25 protein-coding genes and 1 pseudogene are annotated in these 23,386 nt (G+C 64.2%); 13 read left to right on the top strand and 13 right to left on the bottom strand.

Features of this window, described 5'->3' with window-relative positions; translation table 11 throughout:
• Positions 1 to 8: 8 nt before the first annotated feature.
• A complete protein-coding gene (gene flgB / locus AC5ZGW_RS38660; protein WP_028163548.1) occupies positions 9 to 419 on the bottom strand; it encodes a flagellar basal body rod protein FlgB in 411 nt (136 codons plus the stop codon).
• Between the two features lie 330 nt (positions 420 to 749).
• Here flgB and AC5ZGW_RS38655 point away from each other — a divergent pair, with 330 nt between their 5' ends.
• On the top strand, positions 750 to 1,703 hold the full coding sequence (locus AC5ZGW_RS38655; RefSeq protein ID WP_496114063.1) for a flagellar biosynthetic protein FliO: 954 nt from the start codon (positions 750 to 752) through the stop codon (positions 1,701 to 1,703).
• On the top strand, positions 1,700 to 2,452 hold the full coding sequence (fliP, locus tag AC5ZGW_RS38650; protein WP_028163550.1) for a flagellar type III secretion system pore protein FliP: 753 nt from the start codon (positions 1,700 to 1,702) through the stop codon (positions 2,450 to 2,452). The genes AC5ZGW_RS38655 and fliP overlap by 4 nt, the downstream gene beginning before the upstream one ends.
• 9 nt (positions 2,453 to 2,461) lie before the next feature.
• On the opposite strand, the gene AC5ZGW_RS38645 is transcribed toward fliP, so the two are convergent.
• Positions 2,462 to 3,697, bottom strand: coding sequence for a YbfB/YjiJ family MFS transporter (locus tag AC5ZGW_RS38645; protein ID WP_130229059.1), 1,236 nt, complete (start codon positions 3,695 to 3,697; stop codon positions 2,462 to 2,464).
• 226 nt (positions 3,698 to 3,923) lie between these two features.
• Positions 3,924 to 4,112 (bottom strand): annotated as a pseudogene (locus AC5ZGW_RS38640) (SDR family oxidoreductase); the annotation flags it as partial.
• Between the two features lie 46 nt (positions 4,113 to 4,158).
• Here AC5ZGW_RS38640 and AC5ZGW_RS38635 point away from each other — a divergent pair.
• Positions 4,159 to 5,490, top strand: coding sequence for an amidohydrolase (locus AC5ZGW_RS38635; protein WP_130229061.1), 1,332 nt, complete (start codon positions 4,159 to 4,161; stop codon positions 5,488 to 5,490).
• A gap of 132 nt (positions 5,491 to 5,622) precedes the next feature.
• Here AC5ZGW_RS38635 and AC5ZGW_RS38630 read toward each other — a convergent pair whose 3' ends face one another.
• The 5 genes from AC5ZGW_RS38630 to AC5ZGW_RS38610 form a co-directional block, all read right to left on the bottom strand.
• A complete protein-coding gene (locus tag AC5ZGW_RS38630; RefSeq protein ID WP_130229062.1) occupies positions 5,623 to 5,931 on the bottom strand; it encodes a hypothetical protein in 309 nt (102 codons plus the stop codon).
• Positions 5,932 to 6,252: 321 nt separating this feature from the next.
• On the bottom strand, positions 6,253 to 6,489 hold the full coding sequence (locus AC5ZGW_RS38625; protein WP_028163552.1) for a hypothetical protein: 237 nt from the start codon (positions 6,487 to 6,489) through the stop codon (positions 6,253 to 6,255).
• Positions 6,490 to 6,661: 172 nt separating this feature from the next.
• On the bottom strand, positions 6,662 to 10,435 hold the full coding sequence (locus AC5ZGW_RS38620) for a tetratricopeptide repeat protein (RefSeq protein ID WP_130229063.1): 3,774 nt from the start codon (positions 10,433 to 10,435) through the stop codon (positions 6,662 to 6,664).
• Positions 10,436 to 10,894: 459 nt separating this feature from the next.
• Complete coding sequence (locus tag AC5ZGW_RS38615) at positions 10,895 to 11,188, bottom strand: addiction module antidote protein (RefSeq protein ID WP_028163554.1); 294 nt, start codon at positions 11,186 to 11,188, stop codon at positions 10,895 to 10,897.
• A gap of 1 nt (position 11,189) precedes the next feature.
• Positions 11,190 to 11,477 carry a type II toxin-antitoxin system RelE/ParE family toxin gene (locus tag AC5ZGW_RS38610; RefSeq protein ID WP_130229064.1) on the bottom strand — a complete coding sequence of 96 codons (288 nt, stop codon included), beginning with the start codon at positions 11,475 to 11,477 and terminating at the stop codon, positions 11,190 to 11,192.
• A 114-nt stretch (positions 11,478 to 11,591) separates the two neighbouring features.
• Between AC5ZGW_RS38610 and AC5ZGW_RS38605 the strand changes: the two genes are divergently transcribed.
• On the top strand, positions 11,592 to 11,846 hold the full coding sequence (locus AC5ZGW_RS38605) for a DUF3551 domain-containing protein (RefSeq protein WP_130229065.1): 255 nt from the start codon (positions 11,592 to 11,594) through the stop codon (positions 11,844 to 11,846).
• Between the two features lie 174 nt (positions 11,847 to 12,020).
• Entirely contained in the window at positions 12,021 to 12,551 is a 531-nt protein-coding gene (locus tag AC5ZGW_RS38600; protein ID WP_028163557.1) for a DUF1269 domain-containing protein, read from the top strand.
• A gap of 31 nt (positions 12,552 to 12,582) precedes the next feature.
• Here the strand turns inward: AC5ZGW_RS38600 and AC5ZGW_RS38595 are convergent, their stop codons facing one another.
• From AC5ZGW_RS38595 to fliL, 4 genes are read right to left on the bottom strand one after another with little or no spacing between them, the layout of a single operon-like run.
• Positions 12,583 to 13,359, bottom strand: coding sequence for a MotE family protein (locus tag AC5ZGW_RS38595; RefSeq protein ID WP_130229066.1), 777 nt, complete (start codon positions 13,357 to 13,359; stop codon positions 12,583 to 12,585).
• A complete protein-coding gene (locus AC5ZGW_RS38590) occupies positions 13,356 to 13,817 on the bottom strand; it encodes a DUF6468 domain-containing protein (protein ID WP_028163559.1) in 462 nt (153 codons plus the stop codon). Before AC5ZGW_RS38590 ends, AC5ZGW_RS38595 begins: the two co-directional genes overlap by 4 nt.
• A 1-nt stretch (position 13,818) precedes the next feature.
• Positions 13,819 to 15,015, bottom strand: coding sequence for a flagellar motor switch protein FliM (gene fliM / locus AC5ZGW_RS38585; RefSeq protein ID WP_130229067.1), 1,197 nt, complete (start codon positions 15,013 to 15,015; stop codon positions 13,819 to 13,821).
• Between the two features lie 2 nt (positions 15,016 to 15,017).
• Positions 15,018 to 15,509 (bottom strand): flagellar basal body-associated protein FliL, encoded by a 492-nt coding sequence (fliL, locus tag AC5ZGW_RS38580; protein ID WP_028163561.1) that lies wholly within the window; start codon positions 15,507 to 15,509, stop codon positions 15,018 to 15,020.
• Positions 15,510 to 15,893: 384 nt separating this feature from the next.
• Here fliL and flgF point away from each other — a divergent pair, with 384 nt between their 5' ends.
• From flgF to AC5ZGW_RS38540, 8 genes are all read left to right on the top strand, one after another.
• Entirely contained in the window at positions 15,894 to 16,658 is a 765-nt protein-coding gene (gene flgF, locus AC5ZGW_RS38575; RefSeq protein WP_028163562.1) for a flagellar basal-body rod protein FlgF, read from the top strand.
• Positions 16,659 to 16,671: 13 nt separating this feature from the next.
• Positions 16,672 to 17,460, top strand: coding sequence for a flagellar basal-body rod protein FlgG (gene flgG / locus AC5ZGW_RS38570; RefSeq protein ID WP_028163563.1), 789 nt, complete (start codon positions 16,672 to 16,674; stop codon positions 17,458 to 17,460).
• 14 nt (positions 17,461 to 17,474) lie between these two features.
• Complete coding sequence (flgA, locus tag AC5ZGW_RS38565) at positions 17,475 to 18,539, top strand: flagellar basal body P-ring formation chaperone FlgA (protein ID WP_130229068.1); 1,065 nt, start codon at positions 17,475 to 17,477, stop codon at positions 18,537 to 18,539.
• Between the two features lie 5 nt (positions 18,540 to 18,544).
• Positions 18,545 to 19,297 carry a flagellar basal body L-ring protein FlgH gene (gene flgH / locus AC5ZGW_RS38560; RefSeq protein WP_028163565.1) on the top strand — a complete coding sequence of 251 codons (753 nt, stop codon included), beginning with the start codon at positions 18,545 to 18,547 and terminating at the stop codon, positions 19,295 to 19,297.
• Positions 19,298 to 19,546: 249 nt separating this feature from the next.
• Entirely contained in the window at positions 19,547 to 21,118 is a 1,572-nt protein-coding gene (locus tag AC5ZGW_RS38555; protein WP_207231112.1) for a glycosyl hydrolase family 79 N-terminal domain-containing protein, read from the top strand.
• 177 nt (positions 21,119 to 21,295) lie between these two features.
• Complete coding sequence (locus AC5ZGW_RS38550; protein ID WP_130229069.1) at positions 21,296 to 21,511, top strand: hypothetical protein; 216 nt, start codon at positions 21,296 to 21,298, stop codon at positions 21,509 to 21,511.
• Between the two features lie 191 nt (positions 21,512 to 21,702).
• Complete coding sequence (locus AC5ZGW_RS38545) at positions 21,703 to 22,125, top strand: hypothetical protein (RefSeq protein WP_028163568.1); 423 nt, start codon at positions 21,703 to 21,705, stop codon at positions 22,123 to 22,125.
• A 260-nt stretch (positions 22,126 to 22,385) separates the two neighbouring features.
• The gene (locus AC5ZGW_RS38540; RefSeq protein ID WP_130229071.1) at positions 22,386 to 22,733 is read left to right on the top strand and encodes a hypothetical protein; all 348 of its coding nucleotides are present in this window, start codon (positions 22,386 to 22,388) and stop codon (positions 22,731 to 22,733) included.
• Between the two features lie 438 nt (positions 22,734 to 23,171).
• Here the strand turns inward: AC5ZGW_RS38540 and AC5ZGW_RS38535 are convergent.
• The coding region (locus AC5ZGW_RS38535; RefSeq protein ID WP_496114062.1) for a hypothetical protein at positions 23,172 to 23,386 on the bottom strand (215 nt) is incomplete at its 5' end.

The following is a 23,386-nucleotide window of genomic DNA, read 5'->3' as shown; positions in this document are numbered from 1 at the left end:
AAAACCTGTCAGCGCCTGCCGATGGCGGTTTTGATCAATCCGAGGCTGCGGCTGTAGAGCGAGGTCACCGCCGCATAGTCCATCTGGTTGGCGGAGACCTTCAGCATCTGCTCTTCCAGGTTGACGGCGTTGCCGGCCGGCCTGGTCATGAAGGCGTTCTTGCCGCCGTCATGGTCGAAATTCTCCGGCGCGCCGGAGGCCGCGATATGGCCGGAGGCGGTCCGCATCATCGGCAGCGTGCCCATCGATCCGCCGACCGGCGCGCCATTGCGGCCGAAGGTCGGCTCGACCAGGTCGCGCGGCCGAAAGTTCGGCGAATCCGAATTGGAGACGTTCTCGGCCAGCACCCGCTGGCGCTCCTGATGCCACTGCATCTTGGTGCGCAGCGCCGACAGGATCGGTAGATCGTTGATGGCCATCGCCGCGCCCCCGTTAACCTCTGGGGCCGTCCCCGAGGTAGGCAGAATTTGCCCGGTGTATGGTTAACGGCTGGTTAAATTGTTCCGGGAGGCCGTTGGCAGGTCTCCGAATCATCCGGAAGTGCACATTTTCGCCACGATGGCTGCGTTAACCAGCGCGCGCAGGTGGGCTTAGAAGTCGTTTTGGAACAATCGATTCTTGGTCTATTAGTAAACATGGGCGGCGTGACTGCCGTGGGGAATTAAGAAATAAGGCTGATCTCGGGCGTGATTCGCTGATCGGATCGCTTCAGCCCGCATCCGTCGACGCCAGCATGAAAGCAGGGCCAGATGGCCGGGGACAGTAATATGCAGATCCTGTGGTTCCTCTTTGCGTTCATCGCCGTATTGGCGCTGATCGGTCTGGCCGCATGGCTGGTCCGCCGCTTTGCCGGTAACCGCCTCGGAGCCAACACCAACCGCGGGCGGATGCCGCGGCTAGCCGTGATCGATGCGGCCGCGGTCGATGGGCGGCGCCGCCTCGTGCTGGTCCGCCGCGACAATGTCGAGCATCTCCTGATGATCGGCGGCCCCACCGACATCGTCGTCGAACCCAATATCGTCCGCGCGTCGGCCCGCGACCAGGCGCCGCCGCGTCCGGTCATCGCCAGCGCCGAGCCGCCACCGCGGGTTGCGCCGCTCCCGGATGCCGCGTGGGCCGAGGCCGAAAGCGCCCGCACCGAGATCTTCGATACGCCGGAGCCGACGATGCCTGAGCCGCCGCCGCGGCCCGCGCGCCCGTCTTTTGCCGAAGAGCTCCGCCGTCCGGCCGGCCCGCCGCTGACAGAGCGACGCGATCCGCTCACCGGCTTCACGCCGGAGCCGATCGGCAGCCGCCCCGAGCGCACCGAACCGCGGCCGGAGCCGATCCCGCCGCGCGTGCCCCGCACCGAGCCCCTGATCCCGCGCCCGCCCCGCACGACCGAGCCGAAGATCGCGCCGCTGCGCACCCCCGAGCGTGCCGCAGCACCGCCGCCTCCTCCGTCTCCGCCATCTCCTCCTCCGCCGCCGCCGGATACATCCAGCGCCGACGCCAATCTCGCCGAGATGGCGCAGCGGCTCGAGGCCGCGCTGCGCCGTCCGCCGAGCGAAGCTGCCGCGCCGCCGGTCGCGCCCGAGCCGGCAGCAGCGCCGCGCCCCGCACGCAGCGAACCTCCGCCCTCACCTGCGCCGCAGAAGAGCGGCTTTGAGAATCTCGAAGACGAGATGGCCTCCCTGCTCGGCCGCCCGAAGAACCCTTCGTGAGGCCGCCGAAGTTTCCGCGTAGAGTTTTATTCACCGCCGTCCTGATCGCCGCCAGCTCGCTGGCGGCGCCTGCGCTTGCGCAGGACATCAGCATCAATCTCGGCCAGGGCAATGGCGGCGTCACCGAGCGCGCGATCCAGTTGATCGCGCTGCTCACGGTGCTCTCGATCGCGCCGTCGATCCTGATCATGATGACGTCGTTCACGCGCATCGTCGTGGTGCTGTCGCTGCTCCGCACCGCGCTCGGCACCGCGACCGCGCCGCCGAACTCCGTGATCATCGCGCTGGCGATGTTCCTGACCGCGTTCGTGATGGGCCCGGTGCTGCAGAAATCCTATGACGACGGCATCCGCCCGCTGGTCGCCAACCAGATCGGCGTCGAGGACGCGCTGCAGCGCGCCTCCGTCCCGTTGCGCGGCTTCATGCAGAAGAATGTGCGCGAGAAGGACCTCAAGCTGTTCATGGATCTCTCCGGCGAGCCGCCGCCCGCGAGCCCGGAAGAGATGTCGCTGCGCATCCTCGTCCCCGCCTTCATGATCTCCGAATTGAAGCGCGCCTTCGAGATCGGCTTCCTGTTGTTCCTGCCCTTCCTCATCATCGACCTCGTGGTCGCCTCCGTCCTGATGTCGATGGGCATGATGATGCTGCCGCCGGTCGTGGTGTCCCTACCGTTCAAGCTGATCTTCTTCGTGCTGGTCGACGGCTGGTCGCTGGTCGCCGGCAGCCTGGTGCAGAGCTACGGGGGATAGCGCGACGAACTACGAGCGCGCGCGATCGCCCAATAGGCCGACCACGAGATCGACGGCGAGAGCGGTGGTGATGGCGGCTGCGCCGATCATGAACAGGAGCGCGTAGTTGCCGCCGGTCTGCTCGACGCAGTAGGACAGGCCATAGGCGCCGCCGGCCTGAAACAGCGCAAAGCTCGTGGTTGCTTGCGCCCAGGCCGCGCCCTGCGCGGCGCTGTTGTGCGGAACGAGTTCATGGATGCGGCCGAGCGTCAGCGGCACGATGCCGGGGGTGAAGGCGCCAGCGATCACGCTCGAGACGATCATCGCGGCCGGAGCCACGCTGACCGCAGGCAGCACGATGGCAACCGCCTGCACCAGGAAGGCGACGCGTAGCGCCGGGCCGAAGCCTGCACGGTCGGCGAGATGCCCGGTCACGAGCGGACCGGCGATCGCGCCGATGCCGTAGAGCACCCAGTATTGCGAAGCGGCCGGAATCCCCTGCCCCAGCCCGCGCGCCACGAAGTCGACCAGGAAAACCATGTGCGGCACCAGCGCCAGGGCGTTGAGGCCGTATTCCGCATACAGCGCGCGGATCGCCAGCGATCGCGGCCGCGATGCTATGCGATCGTGAGCTACGGCTTTCGCGCCGCGGACCTCGGCCGGCCAGGCCTTCCAGCTCGCCAGGGTCAGCAGCACGGACAATATCCCAAGTCCATACCAGGCCTCTTGCAGCCCTTGCCGCAGCAACAGCGGCACGAGCGTGCCGGACGCCGCAACGCCGAGGCCCACGCCGGCGAAGATCACGCCGCCGACCACGCCTTTCTTGTTCGGCGGCGTATGCGGCAGGATCGTCGACGCCGCAAGCACCATGATCACGCCTCCGGACAGACCGGCAAGAAAGCGCCACACGAAGAACCAGGCGAACGAGATCGGCACCGAGCAGGCAAAGCAGCAGAGCGATGCAAGCACCATCATCGCGCGCAGCGAGCGCACCGCCCCGATGCGAGCGCCGACTTGGCGCGCGATAATCGCGCCGCCAAGATAGCCCGCAAGATTGGCAGCGCCGAGATAGACGACATCGGCCGGACTGAACCATTTTGCCGCGATCAGCGCCGGGATCAGCGGCGTGTAGGCGAAGCGCGCCAACCCGAGACCGACCAGCGAGGCGCAAAGCCCCGCCGCAGCCGACAGCCAGACCGGCCCGCCTTCATGATGATGATTGGCCGCGGCTGAATGCGGATGACGGTGAGCGTGGGTGCTTGACATCGATATCGGTTAAGCCGCGTTGCAGTAGGAAAGGGAAATGGTTAGTTCTGATGCCAGCCATCGCCGGCGACGATGGCTGACCGGCGCGTCGACCGTCATTGCGAGGAGCGACAGCGACGAAGCAATCCACGCCTCCGCAAGCGGCACCGTGGATTGCTTCGCGGAGCCTGTCATCGGGCGCGCGTTCGCGCGACCCGGTGGCTCGCAATGACGACTCCGCGTGATTTCAGCCATCGACATGCAGGATCTCGTCGGTGACGAAGCCCGCGCTTTCGAGATAGAGCACGGCATCGACGATGTCGCGGCTCTCGCCCATCCGCCCGACCGGATGCAGCTTGGCGAGGAAATCGTGGGTTTCGCGTCCATGCATGGGCGTCTTGATCACGCCGGGCGAGACCGCGTTGACGCGGATGCCCACCGCGATATTCTGGGCGAAGGAAAAAGCCAAGGGAGGTCTGACCATGCGGTTTGCAAAGCCTCTGCTCGTCGCATTTGCCTTGGGCAGCATGGTTGGGCTGCCGGCGCATGCGGAGCTCGACGTCGCAAGCCTGAAGCAATCGATCGAAACCTCCTTCGAGAGCGAATATCCAAAACTCGATGCGCTCTACAAGGACATCCACGCCCATCCCGAGATCGCCTTCCAGGAGGAGAAGACCGCCGCAAGACTCGCCGCCGAGATGCGCGCGATCGGCTTCGAGGTTACAGAGAAGGTCGGCAAGACCGGGCTGGTTGCGCTCTACAAAAATGGCGACGGTCCGACCATCATGGTGCGCACCGAGCTTGACGCGCTGCCGATGGAGGAGAAGACCGGCCTGCCCTACGCAAGCCGCGACAAGACCATCTGGCAGGAGCGCGAAACCTTTGTCGCCCATAGCTGCGGCCACGACATCCACATGGCGAGCTGGATCGGAACGGCGCAGGCGCTGGTCGGGCTGAAGGACCGGTGGAAGGGCACGCTGATGTTCATCGCCCAGCCCGCCGAGGAAGTGGTTGCGGGTGCCAGAGCCATGCTGGCCGATGGGCTGTTCACGCGCTTTCCCAAGCCCGATGCCGGCTTTGCCCTGCATAGCGGGGCCTTTCCCTACGGCTACGTCAGCTACACCGTCGGGGTCCGCTCTTCCAATGCCGACGGCCTCTACATCAAATTCAAAGGCCGCGGCGGCCATGGCGCGGCGCCACAGGCGACCATCGATCCCGTGATGATGGCGTCGCGTTTTGTGGTCGATGTGCAGAGCGTCATCAGCCGTGAAAAGGACCCGACCGAGTTCGGCGTAGTCTCCATCGGCTCGCTCCATGCCGGCACCACGGCCAACATCATTCCCGACGAGGCGGTCCTGCTCGGCACCATCAGAACCTTCAAACCGGACGTGCGCGCCAAGATGCATGATGGAATCGAACGTACCGCCAAAGCGGTCGCCGCCATGGCGAACGCGCCTGCACCGGAGATCAGGATCACCGAGGGTACCAAGGCGGTTGTCAACGATGCCGCTGTTGTCGCGACCGCCGAGAAGGTGCTGAACGCGGCCTTCGGCGACAAGTTCATGACCGCGCCGCCGGTCACCGCAAGCGAGGATTTTTCGGAGTACATCAATGCCGGCGTGCCTTCGATGTTCTTCAATATCGGCGTCTACGATCCCGGGCACGTCGCCGCCGCGCGCAATGGCGGCGCGCCGCTCCCCGGCAACCATTCCCCGCTGTTCGCGCCGGTGCCGAAGCCTACCATTCAGACTGGCGTCACCGCGATGACGCTCGCAGTCCTGAGCGCATTCGACCAGAGGGCCAAGGGGCCGTAACGGCCAGGCCCGTCATCACGAGCAAAGCGAAGCAAGCGAGATGCGCATGATCGAGGAAGGATAAAATCTCTTAAGTACATGTTGGCGAGCGGCGGCTCGAAGGGAGCCGCACGCTGCCAATGCTTGACGTCATCACCAGCCGTAAGTGTAGCCGGGATAGGAGTAGTAATAGCTCGGATAGCTCCAATATGAATTATAGGTCGGATAGCCCCAATACGAATTATAGGTGGGATAGCCCCAGTACGAGTTATAGGTGGGATAGCCCCAGTACGAAGGATAATCCCGACGCACCAGATAGCGCACGTCCATCGTCACGGCTGGTACCGCCGCCTTGATCGACATGCCATTGATCGGCGCAGCAGACGATTTGGCCGTGGCGGCCGCTGCGAGAGGGACAGCAATTGCGACTGCAATCGCGAGCCTGCGGACTTGAATCTTCATGGAAGCTCCTTTCGTGTTAGAAGTGACCATCCACCAGCGACGATGATGGCGCAGGACGCCTACAGAAAGATTTCGGAAATCCGGAATTGCGTTACGTGGGTAACTGGTGGTGGCACGAAGCCAAGCCCCACAACCCGCCACTCGATCGGAGCTGATCCGGACGCGTTACGTCGCCTCTTGCCCCTTCTCGGACCCTTGGAGGTCTGCTATCGCGCCGCGATCAGGGGCACAATGCATCCCAGACGCACTCCGATGCGCGCGCGGGTTTGTGAGTACACGCCGTAGCGAGCCGGCGCTCGTCACGGATAACAGCGCAGCCGGTCAGTTCTTGAAGTCATATTGCTTGCTGAGGTGATCGCCGACCTGGACCAGCATCGCCACGCATTCGGGATAACCCGGCTTAGCCACCGTCGCGGCGTCGGCGGCCGCACGAAATTCCCAACTGTCGCCGTCACGGATCACGGAGATCACGATGCCATCAGGGCAATCGGCATGGACCTTCAGCTCGGCTCTTGCCATCTCGATGAGTTCGGCTTCGGTCTTGGTCGGCTTGCTCATGGTGACGACATCCTCCGGCGATTTGCGTGGCCGCCGCAAATTGCCGCCTAAACGCGACGCTGTCGAGAGGACGATCGTCGCGGCTTCCACGTAGCCCGGACGGAGTTTGTAGCCTGGATGGAGCCAACGGGGCGCGCATTCGCGCGACCCGTTGGCTCCATCCGGCTACAGGCTACCTCGCAGCGCTGGCGCGCTTGGTGCCGACGATCGCAGGCAGCGCTTCGGGATCGGCTTTCGTGCCCGGCACAGCGCCGGTCGCGATCGGATCGGAGAGCGGCGCGCGGGCGGTGGCGTCGGGGAAGCGGAGCTTCATGTCGCGGATGAAGCCGTCGAGCGTATCGACTCTGGCGGCCATCCTTGCGATCTCTGAGAATTCGGCGCTGTTGGCGGCAGCCGGCCTGGCTGCAATGTCGAACGCCGTCCGGTCGGCCTCGCCCGACATCAGCGGCGCATATTTCTCGCGGAAGCGGGCGAGCCCGATCGCGTCCTCGGCGAGCGCATAGCCGACCACGGCACGGATGATGTCGCCCTTCTCGGCCGCGTTCAGCGGCGTGAAGTCGCGCCAGCGGTCGCCATAATAGAGCTCGATCTGCTCGGAGGCCTCGCGCCAGTGCCGCTGCGCCCAATAGATGTCGGAGCGCAGCCGGATCGCCTCGCGGCCGGGAATGTTGGAGATGATGTCGAGCGCAAGGTCATGCCGGCCGACGTCGCTCTGCGCACGCGCCTCGAGCAGCAGCCGCTGCTGGCGCAATTCGCCTGACAGATCCGAGATGCGGGTCAGGCGCAGCGCCGCGATCGCACGCTCCGGCTTGCGATTGGTGAGATAGACCATGGCAAGGCGCGCGGCGACCTGCGCGCGCGCTGCGCCCTCGAGCCGCTTGTCGACCTGGTACTGCAGCAGTTCGGCGGCCTGATCCAAGAGGTCGACGCCGACGAGACGATCGGCCAGACGGCGGATCATCTCATCCCCCCGGCGACCGATCGGCGTCAGCTCGCGGTATTCATAGAACATCGTGAGTGCATCGATCGGCGGGATGCTGTCGCCGGCGGGCCCGAGGAAAAGCTGCGAGAACAGCGCCGACGCCGCATCCTGTGCCTGCCGCGATTCCGGCGAGTTCGGCTGCAGTTTCGTCGCGGCGCGGGTAGCCGCGAACGCCTCCGCATAGCGGCCGGTGTCGGAATAGATCTTCGCCAGGATCTGCAGCGTGCGCAGCTCGATGCTGTCGCCACGCCACATCACGGCGAGCAGTTCGAGCTCGCGCAGGATCTCTCCTTGCGTGATCTCACCCCGCTTCTGCTTCAGTGCGACCTCAAGCAATTTGCCTTCGGCCGCGGCCTGCCGGTCGAGCGAGTTCGCGGCGAAGCGGTAGGCGTCGAGCGCGTCCTTCTCATAGCCGAGCGCTTCGGCGAGCCGGCCGCGCAGCACCGCTGCGGCGGGTTTCAATTCCTTCGGCAGGCCGATCACCTCGAGCTCGCTGCGGCGGCGCGCGGCACCGGCAAAATCCTTCACCTCGAGCGCGGCCCTCATCGATTCCAGCATGACGACGCGCTGCAGATCGGGCGGCAGCGTCGCGACCGAGAACTCCGCGTTCTTGAATTTCTCCCGCGCATCCGCCCATTTGCCCTGGCGCGCAAGGGCGAGCCCCTTCCACAATTGGGAATCATAGCCGTTGCCGATCAAGGGACTGGCGAGATCCTTGAGCGCGCGCTCGGGCCGGCCCATCATGATGCTGCTGGCGGCATGGATCATCAGCACGGCCGGATCCTCGGCGCCGCGCTTGCTCTCCGACAGCATCAGGTTGGCGACGCCGTGGGCTTCCTCATACATGGCGCGCGCGACGTAGAACTTGGCAAGGTTGAGCCGCGACTGCGCGAGCTGCTCGGGCGACGTGGTCGCCTCGGCGCTGGCCGTGGTCAGCCCATCGAGCCGCTTGATGAAGTTCTCCGATTGGTTGTTCTTCCATTCCTCGGCATCGAACAGCGGCTTGACCGCGGCGGTGGCGCGTTCGGCGGCAACGTCGGCCGATGACAGCGTCAGCCCGCCAGGACGTCCCAGCACCACCTTGTCGGCGCCGAGTTCGGCCTTCACGTCGTCGGAGTTCGGATGCACCACGAGGCCGTGCACGGATTCAAGCAGCGACAGCTCGACGAAATCCTGCCGACGGATGAAGCCGCGCGCCGGCGGCGGCGCGGTCACGACCCACAGCATGTCGCCGGCATCGGGATCGACCAGCCGGTGCAATTGCCCGGGATTGGCCAAGGGCACGCTGACATTGGCGAGTGCGGGATCGCTGACGTTGCGCACCACCATCAAGGGCTGCGGCGGCTTCTGCACCCGGTCGGCGAAGGTCACCGTCCAGCCGGTGCCGGAGGAACGCTCGTCGGCCTCGAGCGAAGGCATCTGCGGGCGGTTGAGGCGGAAGCGGATCGCCTGTCCTTTGTCCAATGCAAAACGGCTGATGTCGGAGATGATGGCGCCGGCCTTCTCGCGGATCGGCGCGACATCGATCGGCTCTGGAGAATCGAACACCAGCCACACCGCGTCGGCGCGGCGGAACAACGCCGACGGCGTCGCTTTCTGGAAGGTGAACGTCACGCGCAAGCCGTCGCTGTCGCGCTGCGCGTCGACCGCAACAGACTTCTCGGCGGAGGAAGTCTGCAGCATTGCGGCCGGTTTCGGCGCGACATTCGCAGATGGCGGTGAAGCTTCCTTCGCGGACGCTGCTGCAGGCTGTGGCGGCTCGGCAGGCGCCGCTTGCAGTGGAGGCGGAGCCGGCGCCACCTCCTGCGCGACCTTCTCGGACGCCGGCGCGGGCGTTTCGGCGGCAGGGGGCTGCGGCTTCGCGACCGCAGGCGCCGTGCTCTCGGCCGCCACCGCGGGCTCCGCCTGCGGCGCATTTGCGCCCTGCTCGGGCTTGATGGCGATCTTGGCCTGCGCCGCGAACGTCTCAGATGTCACGGGGGCGACCGGGGCCGGCTGCTGCAGCGGCGTGGATTCCCTGATCGCCTTGCCCTGCCCGGCCGCCACGGCGACCAGCGGCTTTGCCGGCGCAGGTGGAACGTTGGCGGCGTGCCCATCCGCTGCCGGCTTCTCCGGCTGCTGGAAGGCGACGTCGACGACGTAGTTTTTGTCCTCGCGGAAGGAACGCACATCGACTTCGCCGATCAGGTTGATGTCGACAGCTGATGTGTCGGTGTCGGAGCGCTGGTTGATCGAGGCGACGTTCGGCGGCGCCGCCACCTTGGCATCCGCGAGGTCGAAGCTGAGCACGCTGTTGAACAACAGTGTCAGCTTCTGCTCGTTCAGCACCGAGGACGCGCTGACGCCATCGGGAATTTCGAACACGAAGCGCACGAAGGTCGGCTGCACCGAAGCGCGCACGCGCACCGGCGGCTTTTTCCTGGCTGCGTCCGCCGCCCGCTGCGCGCGCAAGGCACGTTCGGCGGCACGCGCGCGCTCGGCCAGTTCGCGGATCACGTCCGTGGGCAAAGGCGGCGGCGGCCCGGCCCACTCATCGGGCAGGAAGTCGATGAAGATCCGCTCGGCCGCAGTCATCGTATTGATCGTCACCCGCCGCGACAGCGACAGGCGGATCGCCGTTCCGTCCGGATCGCGCCGCGCCATGCCGACATAATCGGGCACGGCATCGGCCAATCTTTCCACGGGGATATCGACCGGCCGCTTGAAGCGGATCACGACGATCGAGCCGGCCGTCGACACCTCGGTTTCGACATCCTCGGCGAGCTTGAACACCAGCCGCGCAAAACCGTTGGCCGCCGAGAACGTCGCCACGCCCTTGACCGGATCGTCGGCGCGGGCGGCCGGGGCAAGTGTCAGGGAAATCAGGAGCACGGCAAGCGGCAGCAGCCGGCCCAGGCAAAGATACGCCGTCCGCGGCAAAACGCGGCCATGCGACCTTAGTCCAGCGGCAGCCCGTCGCGCCATGCCAGTTACGTCTTTCAGCCCTCAAGCCTCGAAGCAGCTACCAATGCGCCACCCCGCATCCGAATCTTGAATTGGCTCGCTTAAGGAGTTGTTAACGACGACTACTTGGAAACTTCGGGGAACGGTCCCCGAAAATCGAGGAAATATAGCAGTGCTCCGGCGGGGACATTGATGGCTATCGGGACCAGCGCGAGTACGCCCAAAGGTCATCGATGCGTTCCCTGAAGACATCCGAGACGCCTACACCGCTGAACTTCGGAAGCGGACATGCACATCGTCTCAAGCTCGGCCTTGAGTTGCTCCACATGGTTGCCCATCTGGGCAACCATCGGGTCAGGCTCGGCAGCTCGGAACGACCCGCTTGCGCGGCTGCATACTCATCGCCAGATCGATGACGCGCAGTTCGCCGCTGGCCGCGTCTATCAGTGCGATCGGTAAACCGCGGAGCGCGGCGCGTCGTTAAGCTGCGTTTCGTGCAGTAAGTGTCAGTCGCATTCCAAGGGGTTTCAGCGCTTTGTCTAGCGTTTCAAGGGTTGGATTGCCTCCCTTTTTGAACGCCTTGTAGATCGCCTCTCGGCTTAGGCCAGTCTCGCGAGAGAATTCGCTCACACCGCGGGCTTTGGCAACGTCGCCAATAGCTGCCGCGATGAATGACGGATCATCGATCTCCAGGGCCGCTTCAAGGTAAGCGACTTGCTCCTCTGGAGTCTTGAGGTGATCAAGGATGTTGAAGGGGGTTGTCTTGATGGCCATATCAGACCTCCTTTGCCATTCGCTTCGCGGTTTCGATCTCTCGCTTCTGTGATTTCTTGTCGCCACCGCAGAGCAAGATCACAACGGTCTTGCCGCGCTTCGTGAAGTAAACCCGATATCCCGGGCCGTGGTCGATCCGCATTTCACTCGCACTGTCGCCAACCGATTTGGCATCGCCGGGCTTGCCCAACTCCATGCGGCGGATGCGGGCAACGATGCGGGCTTTGGCCTGAATGTCGCCAACCTTAGCGAACCACGTCGAGTAAGCTTCGGTCTGGATGATCTGCATCGCGTGCACTAAGATACACACCTGTGACTGTCAACTATAATACACAAAGAAAATGTCCAAAGTAGAAGGAAGTAGAAAGAAAACGGGAAGTGACTTGCCTTTAAGGAGATTCCGATGCGCCCCGTGGCTCGGGCGATCCTGGTGGGCGTCGCAATCCTGGCGGCCTTGCCCGCCCAGGCGCAGACCTACGATCCGCGTTACCCGATCTGCATGCAGGTCTTCAGCATTGACGGCCCTGCCATCGGCTGCGGATATACATCGATGACTCAGTGCAAGGCGTCGGCGTCAGGCCGCGCAGCCGAATGTTTTGCCAACCCGTATTTCGCGGGCGCAGGCGGGAAACCGCCAGCTAGGGCCCGTCGGCGGTAGCCGGGTTCCCCGCTTCATTTGTGACAAAGGCCGCAAAGCCACAGATTGAACAACGTGCTACGCTCTCCTCGCCGGGGGTTGATGTAAATCAATCGCATTCGCGTGCCATTTGCTTTGCATTCGGATGGTCATGGAGACGCAATAGAGTCGGGCGGCCATAGAGGAGAACTGCAAATGAGTGATCTTGTCGTGATCGCATTCCCAACCGAGGCGAAGGCGGAAGAAGTCCGTCAGAAATTGCTGGCCATGCAGAAGGAGTACCTCATCGAACTCGGCGATGCCGTGATCGCGGTGAAGGATCCCGAAGGCCGGGTGAAGCTGAACCAGCTCATCAACACCACCGCGGCCGGCGCGGTCGGCGGCGCTTTCTGGGGCACCCTGATCGGCCTGATCTTCCTGATGCCGCTGGCAGGAGCGGCGCTTGGCGCCGCCGGCGGCACGCTCGGCGGATATCTGACCGATGTCGGTATCGACGACAAATGGATGAAGCAGACCGCTGAAGCCATTCAGCCCGGAACTGCGGCCCTCTTCGTGCTGGCACGCAGGGTGACCGGGGACAAAGTGCTCGAAGGCCTCAGGGGCGAAGGCGGGACCGTGCTGAAGACGTCTCTCGACCACACCAAGGAAGACGCGTTGCGGGCGGCGCTGGCCGGCGCGCAAGCGGTTGTTCCTACTCCACCTGCGCCGGCTGCACCGGCTGCTTGATAGTACTGCTGCAAGCGATGCGCTGAAGTCGTCAATTCAGCTTCGGCGCGAGCATCTTGCCCTCGATCTTCGGCAGGTCGGCGGCAGGTTGCAGCTTGTCGGGACTGGCGCGGCGGGCGAGCTCGACGGTGAGCCGCTCGGCCGCTTCGGGTTGCATCAGGCCGAGGATATCAGCCATCTTGCGCGGCGCGATCTGGGACGCGATCTCGTAGAGCACGCCCATTTCCAGCCGGTCGAACACCTTCGCGGCATCCTTCGGCTTCATGCCCTCATACATCGTGACGATGCCCTTGAAGCGCGCGGCGTCGGCTTCGGCCTTCTGCGCCGCGCTGGCAGTGGTCCTGGCGTCGCTCGCCCTGGCCTCCTCCACCTTCGCCTCGATGCGCTTCTCGGCGGCCTTCAACAGGCTTTCGCGGATCTCGATCTCGCGCGCGCGGGCATCGAGTTCCTGCCGGCGCGCCTGCAGCCGTTCCAGGATCGCGCGCTCGGAGGCCGAGATCTGCGGGGGCAGGTTCGGATTGATCACGACGCCATCCGGCTGCGGCGGCGGATCGGTCGCCGCGGGCGGCTCTTCCTTCTTTTTCTCCGCCGGAGCATGCACGGAGCCGGTGATGTCGTTCGGATCTCCCTTGTTCTTTCCTCCCGGGAAATTCAGCATCTCCTGCGCCCATGACGGCTTGGTCGACTGCGGATTGTAGTCGAACACGTAGCCGCCATCGAGCACGAGGCCCGCGACCTTCAACACCACGAGGCCGAAGATCGCGACCAGCACGACCGGGATGACGCGGATGTCGCGAAACGCGCTCATGCGGCCAGACCGCCAGCCTTTCTGCGTTCGGTGAAGGCTTCAGCAGCCGCGGCCACCGCCTTGGCCGGCGACATCTTCGGCGCTGCCGGCGCGGGTGCAGCGGCTGCGGCGGGCGCAGCCTCCGTCACCGGCCGTCCCGCCTGCACGATCCTCGACAGCCGCCGGATCATAGCGTCGGCCTCAGAGAGCTGGCCCTTCAGATGCGCCGACATCTGCGTCGCCGCGGTGAGCTGGCTGCCGAGATTCTCGTTGACGTCGCGCACGGTGTGCTTCAGCCCGCCGATCGCGCGCTCGGCGATCTCGGTTGCCGTGATCAGTTCGGCGATGGTGGCCTTCAGCGAGTGCTCGTCGGCCTTCAGCCGCTGCAGGCGCTTGTTGAGCAGCATGCAGTAGCCGATCGTCAGCATCAACAGCACGGCGACCAGGCTTTCAATCGCAATTCCGAGGGAATGATTCAAACTATGCCTCCATCATCTTGGTCTGCTCGTCGGCCTTCTCGAACATCGCAAAGGTGGTATTGGGCCTGCGCAAATTCTTGCTGACGCGGATCGCGACGCGGTCGCCGACGCGGCCCATGCGGCCCTCGGTCAGGGTGACGTGGCCGCAGCGCACCGACACCAGCGAGTCCGCGCGGATGTCGAGCGGCAGCGTGTCGCCGACCTTCAGCTTCATCAACTGCTTGAGCGGAATGTCGGCTTCATAGAGCACGGCCTCGACCGAGATCTCGGCCTGCGCCACCTCAGTCGCGAAATGTCCTTCCCAGATCGGATCGCGGCCGAACTTCTCGCCCATGAACATCTGCAACAGCACGTTGCGGATCGGTTCGATGGTCGCATAGGGTAGCAGCAATTCGATATTGCCGCCGCGGTCCTCCATGTCGATGCGCAGCCGCACCAGGATCGCGGCGTTGGCGGGACGGCTGATCGCGGCAAAGCGCGGATTGGTCTCGAGGCGGTCGATGGTGAATTTCACCGGCGACAGCGGCCGGAACGCCTGCTCGGCATCTGACAGCACGACCTCGATCAGGCGCTTCACCAGGTTGGTCTCGATCGTGGTGTAGGGGCGGCCCTCGATGCGCAGCGAGGTCTGGCCCCTGCGGCCGCCGAGCAGCACGTCGATCATCGAATAGATCAGGCTGGAATCGACGGTGGCGAGCCCGAAATTCTCCCACTCCTCCGCCTTGAACACGCTGAGCACCGCCGGCAGCGGAATCGAGTTCATGTAATCGCCGAAGCGCACCGAGGTGATGCGGTCGAGCGAGACTTCGACGTTGTCGGAGGTGAAATTGCGCAAGGATGTCGTCATCAACCGCACCAGGCGGTCGAACACGATTTCCAGCATCGGCAGGCGTTCATACGACACCATCGCCGAATCGATGATGGCGCGGATACCGGAATTGTCGTCGAGATTGACGTCGCCGACGGTGAAGCCGAGCAGATTGTCGATCTCTTCCTGCGAGAGGACCCGCTCGCCGCCGTTCTTGGTGCCGAAGTCGCGGCTACCGTCCTCGACCATGGCCGCCCATTGCAGCGACATGCTCTCCGACAGTTCGTTCTTCGCAGCCTCTTCCGCAGCGGCTGCGGGATCCTCGGAATCGAGCGACGCCTCCCACTGGGCGGCGATCGCATCCTGGTCCATCTGGTCGTTGCCGGCCATCGCTACTGAACCACGACTTCCTTGAACAGCACCGCGTTCACCTGGTTGGGCGACACCGCCGCGTTGACACGCTTGGTGAGTTCTTCCTTGAGGCGGAACAGGCCGGCCGAGCCGTTGAGGTCACTGGCGCGCAGTTCGCGCAAATAGGTCTGGAACAGGTCGGTGACGCGCGGCAGCGACGGCTTGATCGCCTCGACCTGCTTCTCCTCCTTCACCTCCAGCACCAGCTTGACCTTCAGATACTGGATGCGCTCGCCGGGCGCGCCGACGAGGTTGACGAGCATGTCGGGCACTTCGACGAAGGCCGGCGGCTTCGGCGGCGGCGCTTCGGCATGCACCTCCTCGCCGTGGCCGCGCATGAAGAAGAACCAGCCGGCGCCACCGCCAAGGATGGCGAGGAAGCCGACGGCGGCAATGATCAGCTTGAGCTTGCCCTTCTTCGAAGCTGCGGCCTCGCCCTCGGCGCCGCCCTCCGCCTTGTCCTCGTCCGCCATCGCCCGCCCGCTAAAAGATCGGAGACGAACGCGATTTGCCCCAGCCAAGCCCTTTAAGACGCAATACCAATGCCGCCAGCGCACGCGCGCTCTGTACGGTGCAACGCTAGGGTAAGAATGGTTAATGGTTTCTTTCGATTGCGCCGCAACTAGGAAAAAACTGCCGGGCAAACATGGTCAACAAGACCTTTCTGCCGCCCTCTCCGCCCCCGGGCTGAACACCTAACCTCCTCACAAATCATCACTTTCCGACTTGGCACGGCTTTCGCTGAAGACAATGCGAGCCGGCGGGTTTGGGAGAGCCCAAAGGTTCACGAGGTCCGAGGGCTTGAGGTTTGGGAGAACCTCTTTTTCGCGGACCGTCCACGAAGGGGAGAACCGCCGATGCAGAATACGCTTCTGGTCGGACTATCGCGGCAGGTTGTGCTGGAGCGGCAGATGGATGTCGTCGCCAACAACATCGCGAACATCACGACGAACGGCTACAAGGCCGACCGCTCGCTGTTCCAGGAATTCCTGAGGTCCGGCGCGCATGAGGACAATTTTGCTCCCTCCGACCGCCGCGTGTCCTTTGTCAACGACCGCGCCACCTTCCACGACTTCTCGCAAGGACCGTCGCAGGAGACCAAGAACCCGCTGGACGTCGCGATCGACGGCTCGGGCTTCCTCGTGGTGCAGACGCCCCAAGGCGAGCGCTACACCCGCGACGGCAATCTGACCGTCAACAACCAGGGCCAGCTCGTCACCCAGTCCGGCTATCCCGTGCTCGGCAATGCCGGCCCGATCGTGTTCCAGCAGACCGACAAGGACATCAGCATCGCCGCCGACGGCTATGTCACCGTGCTCGAAGGCACCGGCCGCATCGACTCGATCCGCGGCAAGCTGCGCGTGGTCAATTTCGCCCAGCCGCAGCAGCTCGTGAAGGAAGGCAACAACCTCTATTCCGCCGGCGAAGGCAACCCGGCCGCGGTGGATACCACCTCGCGGCTGCGCCAGGGCTTCGTCGAGAAGTCCAACGTCAATTCCGTCACCGAGATGAGCCGCATGATCGAGATCACGCGGACCTACACCCAGATCTCGTCACTGCTGCAGCAGCAGAGCGATCTGCACAAATCGGCGATCGACAAGCTCGCCGACGTTCCGGCGTAAAGGAGAATAGTCAATGCGCGCTCTCTACACTGCAGCGACCGGCATGGCGGCACAGGAACTCAACGTTCAGGTGATCTCCAACAACATCGCGAACCTGCGCACCACCGGCTACAAGAAGCAGCGCGCCGCGTTCCAGGACCTGATCTACGACCATGTGCGCCGCGTCGGCTCGCAGGCCTCCGACCAGGGCACGATCCTGCCTGTTGGCATCGATCTCGGCGGCGGCGTCAAGACCGTCGGCACGCCACGCCTGATGAGCCAGGGCACGCTCTCGCCGACCGGCAACGATCTCGACATCGCAATCCGCGGCGAAGGCTTCTTCAAGATCCAGATGCCCGACGGCACCTACACCTACACCCGCGACGGCTCGTTCATGATGGACCAGCAGGGGCGCGTTGTTAACGCGCAGGGCAACCCGGTGCAGCCGACCATCACCATCCCGCAGAACTCCTCGCAGATCACGATCAATGCGCAGGGCCAGCTCACCGTGATGCTGCCGGGCTCGACCACGCCGACTTTGGTCGGCCAGATCGGGCTGACGCGCTTCATCAACAAGGCCGGCCTGCAGCCGATCGGCGACAACCTGTTCGTGGACACGCCGGCTTCCGGCACGCCGCAGGACGGCATCGCCAACACCGACGGGTTCGGCGACATGCAGCAGTCGAACCTCGAACAGGCAAATGTCGAGGTGGTCTCGGAAATCTCCGATCTGATCGCGGCCCAGCGTGCCTACGAGATGAACGCCAAGGTGATCAGCGCTGCCGACCAGATGCTGCAATCCACCTCCAACCTGTTCCGCTGAGGGGGAGAGTGACCATGTTCGCCCGCCCGCTTCTCCTCGCCGCGCTGCTCCTTGCCGCGTCGGTCTCCAATGCGATCGCGCAGAGCCGCAACGACGTCATCACGCCGCCGACGCTGCGCGCCAATGTCACCATCACAAGCGACATCGTCCGCATCGGCGATCTCGTCGACAACGCCGGCAGCTTCGGCACGACGCCGATCTATCGCGCGCCCGATCTCGGCACCACAGGCACGCTGCCGGTGGCGCAGGTGCTCGCCACGCTGCGCATCCATCAGGTGATCGGCATCGATACCCGCGACCTCAAGGAAATTTCGGTGACCCGCGCCGCGCGCGCGATCGAGCGGCAGGAGATCGAGCAAACGGTCGCCCGCACGCTGGAGCGCCGCAACGGCCTTGGTGAAGCCGCCAATCTCACCATCAACTTCGACCGCGACGTCGGCGACATCAGGCTGGAAGCCACCAATTCCGGCAACCTGCAGCCGGTCACCCTCCGCTACGATGCGCGCAACAACCGCTTCGACATCACCTTCGAGATCGCGAACGAGACCGGCGCCGCGCCGACCAGGCTGCGCTTCACCGGCACCGCGATCGAAACCGTCGAAGCCGCCGTGCTGGCACGAGCTGTCGAGCGCGGCGAAATGTTGAAGCATTCGGACGTGCTGGTCGAGCGCCGCCCGAAAGCCGAGGTCGGCAACGACCTCGCGCTCCGTGACAATGCTGTCGGCATGCAGGCCCGTCGCCAGCTCCGCGCCGGACAGGCGCTGAAGACCGCCGATCTCGCCAAGCCCGATCTCGTGACCCGCGACCAGAACGTGACGCTGATCTATCAGGCGACCGGGCTCTACCTCACGATCCGCGGCAAGGCGCTCGACGGCGGCACCGAGGGCGATGTCGTCAGCGTGATGAACCTGCAGTCCAAGCGCACCGTCTCCGGCACCGTCACCGGCCGCGGCCAGGTCACGATCACCCCGCCGCGCGCCGCAACTGTCCTTGAACCCACCGCCTCGCTCGCGCCCGCCGAGCAGGCGAGCCCCGTCGCCGTCGCCAACGTCAGTTCAGTCGCCCCGAAAGCCGAGTAACCGTGATGTCCGCTCCCCGTATCAACCGCCTCGTCCTCACCGGCGCCCTCTTCACGCTAGGCATCCTCGCCAGCGGCTGCTCCTCGATCGACCGCCTCTCGCAGATCGGCGAACAGCCGAAGCTGACCGCGATCGAAAATCCGACCACGCAGCCGGGCTACAAGCCGGTGCAGATGCCGATGCCGAAACCGGAAGTGGCCTCCTACAGCCCGAACTCGCTGTGGCGCAACGGCTCGAGGGCCTTCTTCAAGGACCAGCGCGCCGCACGCGTCGGCGACCTGCTAACGGTCACCGTCAATTTCACCGACAGGGCCAACATCGCCAACGAGACCCAGCGCAGCCGTACCGCCAAGGAAGATTCTGGTATTACCGACTTCCTCGGCTCCCAAACGGTTACGCAGCCGCTGAAGGTCCTGCCGGGCAAAATCCTCACCACGGACTCGACCTCCTCCAGCGACGGCAAAGGTTCGGTGAACCGGCAGGAAGCGTTGCAGACCAACGTCGCTGCCGTCGTCACGCAGGTGCTGCCGAACGGCAACCTCGTGGTCGAAGGCAAGCAGGAGATCCGCGTCAATTTCGAGATCCGCGAACTGATCGTCGCGGGCGTCGTGCGGCCCGAGGATATCCAGAGCGACAACACCATCGATTCAAGCAAGATCGCCCAGGCCCGCATCGCCTATGGCGGCCGCGGCCAGATCACCGACGTCCAGCAGCCCCGCTACGGACAGCAGGTGATGGACGTGCTGCTGCCGTTCTGACCTACTTCAAACCAGCTCCCACACTTTGTTGCGAACCTAGGCGCAACGAGGTGTTCCAACGCGGCCCTCGCTAGCTCCCCTGGCGGGGGTCGCGGCTCTTTGACGGTGGCTGAGGACTCTCTCGCCGTGAATGGTCCCATCGCGGAGACACCCTCCCCCCAGCCCTCTCCCGCACGCGGGAGAGGGAGTAGAGCGTCCATTGCGGATGCAAACCGAGCTTAGCTCAGCGCTTTCGTGTAGCATTGCAGCATGCCGAACGGAACGAGCGTTCAGCCTTGCCCGATGCGCGTGTTGATCGGTCTTGCGCTCGCCATCCTGTGCGCCCCGCCTGCGTCGGCGACCGATCCGAGCATCGCGCTCGCGCCAGCGGCCATGGCGCGCATCGGCTCGGTCGACGAGCGCTTTCAATCCTACAATGTCGAGATGGTCGAGGTGACCGGCGGGCACTTCTGGCGTCCTTACGCCGATCGGCGCAAACCTTCTTCAAAAGCGGAAGGCATCCCCTCCGGCAGGGATCCCGCAATGTACGCCTATCGCAAGCCGATCGATCTCGGCAATCCGCGGCTGCGCAAGCTCGCCGCGGCGCTGGGGCCGGCCTATCTGCGCGTGAGCGGCACCTGGGCCAACACCACCTATTTCGACGACGCCGACCAGAGCGCGCGGTCCCCGCCTCCCGGCTTCAACGGCGTGCTGACCCGCCGTCAATGGAACGGTGTCATCGACTTCGCGCGCGCGGCGGACGCTAGGCTCGTCACCTCCTTTGCGACAGGCCTGGGCACGCGCGATGCCAGCGGCGTCTGGACGCCGGCGCAGGCCGAGAAGCTGATCGCGGCGACGCAGGGCCTCGGCGGCAACATCGCCGCTGCCGAGTTCATGAACGAGCCTGACCTCGCCGCCAGCGGCGGCGCGCCCTCCGGCTATGATGCCGCGAGCTTCGGCCGCGACATCGCCGTGTTCGCGCCGTTCCTCAAGCATGCATCATCGGAAACGATCCTGCTTGGCCCTGATACCGTGAGCACCGGCGGATCAGGCGATGCGCTCGGCAGTGAGAAGCTGTTGGCGGCCGCAGGCCCCGTGTTCGACGCGATCTCGTTCCACTATTACGGCGCGCTCTCGCCACGTTGCAGCAGGACGGTGCCGTCGGCTGCGGCGCGCGACAACAACGCGTTGTCGCAGGACTGGTTGTCCGGCATCGACCGTGCAGCGTCCTTCTACGCAAAATTGCGCGACCGGTTCGCACCCGGCCGGCCGCTGTGGATCACGGAAACGGCGGATGCCGCCTGCGGCGGCAATCCCTGGAGCTCGACTTTCCTCGATAGCTTCCGTTATCTCGATACGCTCGGGCGCATGGCCAAACGGCAGGTGCAAGTCCTCATGCACAACACGCTTGCAGCCAGCGACTACGGCCTGCTGGAAGAGAAGGATTTCACGCCGCGCCCGAACTATTGGGCGGCACTGCTTTGGCGAAAACTGATGGGCACGGTCGTGCTCGACGCCGGATCGGCGGCGGTGCCGGGACTATATCTCTACGCGCATTGCTTGCGGGACAAGTCAGGCGGCGTGGCGCTGCTTGCCATCAACACCGATCGGATGGCGCGGCGGTCGCTCGAGTTCTCCGGAACGGCGCGACGCTACACCCTGACCGCAGCCAGTCTCATTGGCACGCGCATGCGCCTGAATGGCCGCGAATTGAAGCTCGCTGCGGATGATGAATTGCCTGTGCTGGAAGGCGAGCCGCTCGCGACATCGCGTACCGAGCTGGCCCCGACCAGCATCACGTTTTTCTCGATCGCGGATGCGGCTAATCCCACCTGCAAGTAGCGGAACGCCGGGCACCTCTGCATCGGAAGCATACCCCGGGAAACTACGTACAGCAGGTCAGATGCAGGCGAGTGCAGATCACATTTCGAAGAGATGTGATCACGCAAGTCCAACCACTGGCACGAAGCCTGCATAAACCAATCCAACCGGGTATTCCCCAATCAGCCGATGGTCAAAATGCTTGTCACGCTTGTCGCTATTCTCTGCAACGGCCCGCTTTGTCTTGAAAAAGTCGTCACCAACAGTGAGCAATCCGGCATCACCATGACAGCCTGCAGTGTGAACGCGCAGATCGGCATCGCCGACTGGCTCTCCAAGGGGCCGTATCACGAGTGGAAGCTGAAGAGCTACAAATGCGTCATGGGCAAATATACGCCCAAGAACGAGGCTTAGAGCGTGAGGCGTGCCGGTCCATCGATGAGGATCAGGTTGGCGATCTGATACATGTGCAGGTCAGGCATGATGGCGATTTTACGCGCAGCCTTTCACGCCCCGTTAACCCTCGCGCCCTCATTCGCTGGAAGTTGGCGGCGTCGCGCTCTAGGTAGTGCACGACGCAAATTTTCTCGTTATGGGTGTGTTCGATGATCAGGGATGGCGAATATGCCGTTTGGTTTCGGACGCCGCACGGCGAAGGCACCGGGATCATCTATCTTGCAAATGGCAGGATCTCGGGCGGCGACTGCATGTTCACCTATAGCGGCACTTACGAGCTCGACGAAGACCGGTTCACCGCAACGCTGACGACCAAGCGCTACGCCGAAGGCCCGACCACCGTGTTCGGTGTCGACGAGGTCGAGGCAAAGCTGACGGGGGTGTTCAAGGGCCAGACCGCGGTGTGCTCAGGCACCGCGGAGCAAGCGCCGGGCGTGCGTTTCGAGGCCAACCTGTTTCCCCGTCCGGAGCCGCCGTCAGAGCGCGGCATCAAGCGCGCAGCCGGCGTGACACGGCTGCCGCAAAGCCAAGCCGACCGCCACCGCCCCGCCAAGCCGTTTGCGGTTGGGTGATCGGCATAGTTTCGTAGGGTCGGTTAGCCGACCCCAGGCTCCGCTACCTCAACGCACAAAGCCGCAAGGCGTAACCCGCCGCCCGGCTCGCAAGCGAACGACGGATCGATTCATTCACGGCGCGGGAAAACTTCGCCGGGCAGAACTTGCCCATCCGCCGCCGAGATCTCCCGACGATCGCTCTATCCCATTGAAATAGCTCGCGCACGTAGTGGCACAGGCTTTGCGTGCCGCTCCTGCAGTCACCAATGAGGTGCGACGTGCAGATATCGACGACGATCTCCTCCTATAGCTTTGTGACCGCGAGCACGAAGAACACTGCCGCAAAGGACGTCTCAAGCGCCGACGATCAAGCCTCCACCCAACCCGCGCGAGAAACCTCCCTCGGCAACAATGTCGAGCAGGAGTTCCTCAAATACGCGCACATGAACCCGATCGACCGGATGCGCGCGAACATCCTGAAGAGCATGGGGCTGACCGAGCAGGACGTGCAAAACATGACGCCGCAGCAGCGCCAGGCCGTGGAGCAGAAGATCAAGGACCTCATCGAGCAGCAGTTTCATAAGAACGCGGACAAGAAGGGTCAGCTCGTCGACGTGTCGGCGTGAGGGGCCGTCATTCTGGGATGCGTGCGAAGCACGAGGCCCGGAATCCATTGGGCAGCTAGCGCAAGCGGCGAAATGGATTCCGGGCTCGTCCTTCGGACGCCCCGAATGACAGTCCCCGTCATTGCGCAATCCTCTCCTCCGTCATGGCCGGGCTTGACGCGGCCATCCACGTTGTCTCGGGCGCGAAGAACGTGGATGCCCGGGACCCGGCTACGCCGAGGCTTCGCCGGGCACTCTAATGTCAGTCCGGCGAAGCGATAGCGAAGACGGGCAAGCCCGGGCATGACGGCGTCGTATCATTCGCGCGATTTTCTTTAATTCAATCAAAGTGATTTGCTTCGTCAGTCCTCACGCGGAAAACATTCCGCTTTCGCCGTCGGGCAAATCAGTGATTTAACTCCGCGTGTCTCACGGCGGATGAGGGGCGGGTCGCGATCGTCACGAACGTTGCGGTGAGATGCGGTGGACGCGGGTGTTGCGACAGACGAGCGTGACATCAGCGGACGGCGAAGTCGTGTGGTTCTGGCGCCCCGACGCTGGCGCTAAGTTCGTAGAGATGCGGGCGACGGTGGCAAGAAGCCCGGTCACCGGGAAGAGCACGAAGTAAGTCGTAAACCACTGCGCAGGGAAAGCCGGAATGCTTCGGTTGAACC

This window comes from Bradyrhizobium sp. Crot121, from assembly GCF_059512385.1.
This window is presented reverse-complemented; position numbering and strand designations above follow the sequence as displayed.